At 68.5% G+C, this 6,722-nt stretch carries 5 protein-coding genes and 1 pseudogene; 3 read left to right on the top strand and 3 right to left on the bottom strand.

Annotated elements, in window-relative coordinates:
* Positions 1–1,159: pseudogene (locus AD428_RS09720) on the bottom strand (5-methyltetrahydropteroyltriglutamate--homocysteine S-methyltransferase); the annotation flags it as partial.
* Positions 1,160–1,349: 190 nt separating this feature from the next.
* Between AD428_RS09720 and AD428_RS09715 the strand changes: the two are divergent.
* Positions 1,350–2,273: a LysR family transcriptional regulator gene (locus AD428_RS09715; RefSeq protein ID WP_053245027.1), complete on the top strand. Its 924-nt coding sequence runs from the start codon at positions 1,350–1,352 to the stop codon at positions 2,271–2,273.
* 30 nt (positions 2,274–2,303) lie between these two features.
* On the opposite strand, the gene recX is transcribed toward AD428_RS09715, so the two are convergent.
* Together recX and recA are read right to left on the bottom strand one after the other, a co-directional pair.
* On the bottom strand, positions 2,304–3,062 hold the full coding sequence (recX, locus tag AD428_RS09710; protein WP_053245026.1) for a recombination regulator RecX: 759 nt from the start codon (positions 3,060–3,062) through the stop codon (positions 2,304–2,306).
* A gap of 158 nt (positions 3,063–3,220) precedes the next feature.
* A complete protein-coding gene (gene recA / locus AD428_RS09705; protein ID WP_053245025.1) occupies positions 3,221–4,285 on the bottom strand; it encodes a recombinase RecA in 1,065 nt (354 codons plus the stop codon).
* 240 nt (positions 4,286–4,525) lie between these two features.
* On the opposite strand from recA, the gene AD428_RS09700 reads away from it, so the two are divergent.
* The gene (locus AD428_RS09700) at positions 4,526–5,215 is read left to right on the top strand and encodes a response regulator transcription factor (protein ID WP_053245024.1); all 690 of its coding nucleotides are present in this window, start codon (positions 4,526–4,528) and stop codon (positions 5,213–5,215) included.
* Positions 5,216–5,330: 115 nt separating this feature from the next.
* Entirely contained in the window at positions 5,331–6,707 is a 1,377-nt protein-coding gene (locus tag AD428_RS09695) for a sensor histidine kinase (RefSeq protein WP_152968036.1), read from the top strand.
* Positions 6,708–6,722: the final 15 nt, after the last annotated feature.

Here is a 6,722-nt window from a genome sequence, read left to right as displayed (position 1 = left end):
GCTGCGCGGCCAGCCCCTGCTGCACCTCGGCGTCCTGCGAGCCGTCCAGCGCGCGGCCCAGCAGGCTCAGTTCTTCCAGCTTCTGGGCTGCGAAGGAAAGCCAGCTCTTGAGTTCGCCGTCGAGCTCGGTTTCGTTGGCCAGGTCCACCGGCACGTGCAGCAGCGAGCACGAAGGCGCGAGCCACAGGCGTTCGCCCAGTTGCCGCTTCACGGGGGCCAGGGTCTGCAGCGCCGCGTCGAGATCGGTGCGCCAGATGTTGCGGCCGTTGATGACGCCGGCCGACAGCACCTTGCCCTCGCCCAGGCCCGCGGCCACGTCGGCCAGCTGGCCGGGCGCGCGCACCAGGTCCACATGCAAGCCGGCCACCGGCAGCGCCAGCGCCGTGGCGAGGTTGTCGCCCAGCGCGTCGAAGTAGGTGGCCAGCAGCAGCTTGAGCGGACTGTCGGCCAGCCTGGCATAGGCCCGGGCGTAGGCGTCGCGCCAGGCCTGGGGCAGGTCCAGCGCCAGGATGGGCTCGTCGATCTGCACCCACTCCACGCCGAGCTTCGCGAAACGCGCCAGCACTTCCTGGTATACGGGCAGCAGCGCGGCCAGCAGATCGAGCTTGGCCGGATCGGCAGCGCCCTGGGCGTAGGCGTCGCCCTTGCCCAGGTACAGCCAGGTCAGCGGCCCGGGAATGACGGGCTTGACGGCATGGCCCAGCGCCTGCGCCTCGCGGACCTGGTCGAACAGCGATTCGCGGGCGATGCGGAACGCCTGGCCAGGCACCAGTTCGGGCACGATGTAGTGGTAGTTGGTGTCGAACCACTTCGTCATTTCGCAGGCCGCCGCGGGCTTGCCCGACGGAGCGCGGCCGCGGCCCATGCGGAACAGCGTGTCCAGCGAGACCGGCTCGCCGTCTTTCTGGCCGAAGCGGGCGGGCACGGCGCCCAGCAGCGTGGTCCATTCCAGGATCTGGTCGTACCAGGCGAAATCGCCCACCGGCACGAAGCGCAGGCCCGCGGCGGCCTGCAGCTTCCAGTGTGCGGCGCGCAGTTCGCGGCCCGTCTGTTCCAGTTGCTCGGCGCTTTGCTTGCCGGCCCAGTAGGCCTCGACGGCGCGCTTCAGTTCGCGGTGCGCGCCAATGCGGGGAAACCCCAAATTATGAATGATTGTCATATTGAAATCGCTCTTGCACAAGTTTTATTCAAGCAGCGCTCATTCTGCCGGGAAATCTACTTGAGACAAAATCAATCTCTACATTCATAAGATGAGAGAATCTCATAAAATATAAACTTATGACGCGCAACGGGGATCCGCGCCCCCGCCGTGCCTCCCCTGCTCCCTCACCCCCATCCGCCGTGCCGCCATGCTGGAAATCCGTCACCTCGAAACGCTCACCGCCATCCGCGAGGGTGGCAGCCTGCAGGAAGCCGCCGAACGGCTGCACCTGACGCAATCCGCGCTGTCGCACCAATTGCGCGACCTGGAAACCCGCCTGGGCACGCCCCTGCTCAATCGCCGGACCCGGCCGGCACGGCTGACCACCGCCGGATTGCGCGTGCTGGCGCTGGCCGACGAGGTGCTGCCCCGCATCCGCGCCACCGAACGCGAGCTGCAGCGGCTGGCCGCCGGGCGCACCGGCAGGCTGCACCTTGCCATCGACTGCCATTCCTGCTTTCAGTGGCTGATGCCCGCGCTGGACGCGTTCCGCGCGCAATGGCCCGACGTGGCGCTGGACCTCTCGGCCGCGTTTTCCTTCGCCCCCCTGCCCGCGCTGGTGCGCGGCGACCTGGACCTGGTCATTACCTCGGACCCCCAGCCCCTGGACGCGGTGGAGTTCCTGCCGCTGTTCAAGTACGAGCTGGTGCTGGCCGTGTCCGACTCCAACCCGCTGGCCGGCAGCAAATTCGTCATGCCGGAGCAATTGGCGGACCAGACGCTCATTACCTACCCGGTCGACCGGCAGCGGCTGGACATATTCACGGTGTTTCTCGATCCTGCCGACGTGGAACCGGCCGCCGTGCGCAAGGCGGAGCTCACCCCCATCATCGCCCAGCTCGTGGCCAGCAACCGCGGGGTGGCGGCCCTGCCCAACTGGGCGCTCACCGAGTACATGAACCAGGGCTGGCTGCGGCTGTGCCGCCTGGGGCCGCAGGGCGTATGGCGCACGCTGTATGCGGCGGTGCGCAGCGAAGACACGCAAGCCTCGTATCTGGACCAGTTCCTGACGATTACCCGCGACGTGTGCTTCAAGACGCTGAGCGGGATCAAGTCGGCCAAGCAGGCGTAGCCTGCGCCCGCGCCGGCCGGCGTAGGGTTCTCAGGCGTCGTCCTCGCCTTCGCCCAGGATGCGGCGGATGACGTCGTGGGCGAATCCCCGGCTGGCGAGAAAACGCGCCTGCCGCGCGTAGGCGTTGCGGTCTTGCGGCGCTTCGCCGAAACGCTTGCGCCAGACTTCGCGGGCGCGTTCGTACTCGGTGGCGCGCAACTGCTCTCGCAGGCCGGCGACCTGGTTTTCGTCCACGCCATGCTGGCGCAGCTCCTGCACGATGCGCGCGGCGCCCTGGCGGGACGCGCGGCGGTGCACCAGGCTTTGCGCAAACCGCTCGGTGGAAAGCCAACCTTCTTTTTCCAGGGCATCGAGCACGGCCTCGACTTCGGCCGGGTCTTCGGCATACGGGGCGAGCTTGCGGGCGAGTTCGCCGCGCGCGTGCTCGCGCCGCGAGAGATAGCCCACCGCGCGCATTTTCAGCGTGGGCTGGCGGGCGCCGCCCGCGCGCTTCGCGGCGCCGGAACCGGGATCGCCATCGGAGCCGCCGCCGGGAACATCGGTCTTGCCGGACGACAAGCCGCCCCGATCGCCGGCGCGGCGCCGGTCTTGCGCCAAGCGCCGCTCGGACGTGCGCTGCCACGCGCCGCCATCGGCCCCGGCGCCTGGCGGAGCATCCGGGCGCGCGCCCCGGCGCGCCGTATCGGAACTGCGCGTCAGTCCCTGGGGCCTGGCCACGGTTTCGAATTCGTCGTCAAGCCGGGCGCGCAGCCGCTCGGCGGCGGAAGAAGTAGTCGGCTTGCGGATCATGGCGGAAACGAAAAGAAAACCAGCCCGGGACAGGCCGCGCGGCCGGGCAGGCCCGGCGCCGCGGGACCGCCTTCGACAGACCGGCCCTGGACGGACGGGTTCCGGACCGCCGTCAGCGGAGCAGCCGTCCCGGGGCCGGCCCGTCCGCGGCCCGGCGCTCATTCGCCGTCGTCTTCGGCCTCGCTGGGCGGGAACTCGGCGGCACGGCTCACGATACCCTGGTTTTCGCGGATGCGGTTCTCGATCTCGATGGCGAGTTCCTTGTGCTCCTTCAGGTATTCGCGCACGTTGTCCTTGCCCTGGCCGATGCGGTTGCCGTTGTAGCTATACCAGGCGCCGGACTTGTCGATGACGTTGGCGGCCACACCCAGGTCGATGATTTCGCCTTCGCGCGAGATGCCGGCGCCGTACATGATGTCGAATTCCGCCTGCTTGAAAGGCGGGGACACCTTGTTCTTCACGACCTTGACCCGGGTTTCGTTGCCGATGACCTCGTCGCCCTTCTTGATGGAGCCGATGCGGCGGATGTCCAGGCGCACGGAGGCGTAGAACTTCAGCGCGTTGCCGCCCGTGGTGGTTTCGGGGTTGCCGAACATGACGCCGATCTTCATGCGGATCTGGTTGATGAAGATGACCATGCAGTTCGTGCGCTTGATGGTGGCGGTGAGCTTGCGCAGCGCCTGGCTCATCAGGCGGGCCTGCAGGCCCGGCAGCGAGTCGCCCATTTCGCCTTCGATTTCGGCCTTGGGCACCAGGGCCGCCACCGAGTCGATGACGATGAGGTCGACCGAGCCCGAGCGCACCAGGGCGTCGGTGATTTCGAGGGCCTGTTCGCCGGTGTCGGGCTGCGAGATGAGCAGGTCGGTGAGGTTGACGCCGAGCTTGGCGGCGTATTGCACGTCCAGCGCGTGCTCGGCGTCGACGAAGGCGCAGGTGCCGCCCAGCTTCTGCATTTCGGCGATGACCTGCAGCGTGAGCGTGGTCTTGCCGGAGGATTCCGGGCCGTAGATCTCGATGACGCGGCCGCGCGGCAGGCCGCCCACGCCCAGCGCGATGTCCAGGCCGAGCGAACCCGTGGAAACCACCTGGATGTCGTGCGAGACCTCGTTGTCGCCGTAGCGCATGATCGAGCCCTTGCCGAACTGCTTCTCGATCTGCGAAAGCGCGGCGGCGAGCGCCTTGGCTTTTTCCGATGCGGCGGCCTTGGTGGTTTTGTCGTCCATGTAGTGTCCTGTCTGTGGCTGTCAGTAGCGTATCAGTCGCGTTCAGTCGCGTAGGGGAGTGCGGAGAAAAAGCGCGGGCGCGGGTGCGCGCGGCGCAACGCAGGTGCAGATTATGGCATCGGATTGTACTGTACAAAAAACCAGTGCGCCAGGATTTTCCACGTATACCCTGAGTGGCAAGGCGCCTGCCATATGCCAGAATCCCCGGGAGATTCCGGCGTTTCGCCCCTTTTTTCTCCCATGCGTATCCTCATCGCTGAAGACGACAGCATCCTGGCCGACGGCCTGTCGCGGTCGCTGCGCCACAACGGCTATGCCGTGGACGCGGTGCGCGACGGGCTGGCGGCCGATTCGGCGCTGGCCGCGCAGGCTTTCGACCTGCTCATCCTCGACCTCGGGCTGCCCCAGCTCGCCGGGCTGGAAGTGCTGCGCCGGCTGCGCGCCCGCAATTCCGCCCTGCCCGTCCTCATCCTGACGGCCGCCGACAGCGTCGAGCAGCGGGTCAAGGGCCTGGACCTGGGAGCGGACGACTACATGGCCAAGCCATTCGCGCTGTCCGAGCTGGAAGCGCGCGTGCGCGCGCTCACCCGCCGCGGCGCGGGCGGCGGCGGCACGGTGATCAAGCATGGCCGGCTGGTGTTCGACCAGACAGGCCGGGTGGCCATGGTGGACGACCAGACGCTGGACCTCTCCGCGCGCGAAGTCAGCCTGCTCGAGATCCTCCTGACGCGCAGCGGCCGCATGGTCAGCAAGAACCAGCTCGTGGACCACCTGTGCGAATGGGGCGAGGAAGTCAGCACCAACGCCATCGAAGTCTACGTGCACCGCCTGCGCAAGAAGCTGGAGCCCAGCGGCGTGAAGATCATCACGGTGCGCGGGCTGGGATACTGTCTTGAGCGCGACCAGGGTGCCGCCTACCTCGCGAACTGAAGCGCAGCCGCCCGAAGCCCTGAACCAGGAGGCGCTGGACGTCATGCGGGCCGGCGCCAAGGGGCCCAGCTTCGCCCCGCCGCAACGCTCGCTGCTGGGCGAGATCCTCGACTGGATGCTGGCGCCGCTCTTCCTGCTGTGGCCCATGAGCGTGGCCATTACCTATGTGGTGGCGCAGAACATCGCCAACGTGCCCTACGACCGGGCGCTGGCCAATAACCTGCACGTGCTGACGCGGCAGGTGCACGCCCAGGACGGACGCGCCGTGCTGCGCATGACGGACGCGGCGCGCGACGTGCTGCGCGCGGACGAGACCGACAGCGTGTTCTGGCTGGTGCTGGGCAGCCGGGGCGAATACCTGGGCGGCGACCGCGCCCTGCCGCTGCCCGCCAGTGTCGGCCAGCCCCGTCCGGACGAGGTCCAGTACGAAGACGACACCCTGCGCGGCTTCGGCGTCCGGCTGGCTTACACGTGGGTGGACCTCAACCTGCCCCACACGCAACCCGCGCTGGTGATCGTGGCCGAGACGGTGGAGAAGCGCACCCAGCTCGCCAACGACATCATCAAGGGCGTCATCATTCCGCAGTTCGTGGTGCTGCCCATCGCGGTGCTGCTGGTGTGGTTCGGCCTGTCGCGCGGCGTGGCGCCGCTCAATGCGCTGCAGCAGCGCCTGCGGGCGCGCCGCCCCGACGACCTCTCGCCCATCGACGAGCGCGCCGCGCCCTCGGAGATCGCGCCGCTGGTCAGCGCCATGAACGAACTGCTCGACCGGCTGTCGGCCAACGTGCAGGCCCAGCGGCGCTTCGTCGCCGACGCGGCGCATCAGCTGAAGACGCCGCTGGCCGGGCTGCGCACCCAGGCGGAACTGGCCCTGCGCGACGCCAGCCCCGAGGAAATGCAGTCCAGCCTGCGCCAGCTCGTCACCGGCTCGGAACGCGCCACCCGCCTGGTCAACCAGCTCCTGCTGCTGGCGCGCGCCGAAAACCCCAGCGCCATCGGCATGACCGAAACCGACCTCAACGCGGTCGCGTCCGAACAGACTTCGCACTGGGTGCCCATGGCCCTGTCGCTCAATACCGACCTCGGCTTCGAGGGATCGGACACGCCCGTGCTCATCAACGGCAATCCGCTGCTGCTGGCCGAGCTGCTGAACAATCTGGTGGACAACGCGCTGCGCTACACGCCGCGCGGCGGCCACATCACCGTCCGGGCGGCGCTGGTGGACGGACGCGGCGTGCTGGACGTGGAAGATTCCGGCCCGGGCATCCCGCCCGAAGAACGCGAGCGCGTGTTCGACCGCTTCTACCGCGTGCTGGGCACGCAATCCGACGGCAGCGGCCTGGGACTCGCCATCGTGCGCGAGATCGCGCAGAAGCACCAGGCCAGCGTGCAGATCAGCGCGCACCCGACCTCGCACTCCGACCTGCCGGGCACGCGCATCCGCGTCACCTTCCCGCCCTACCGGCCCGCTTCCGGCGCCTGGGACGCATAGCCTGCAACGCCGGGG

This window comes from Achromobacter sp. DMS1, assembly GCF_001270295.1.
This window is presented reverse-complemented; position numbering and strand designations above follow the sequence as displayed.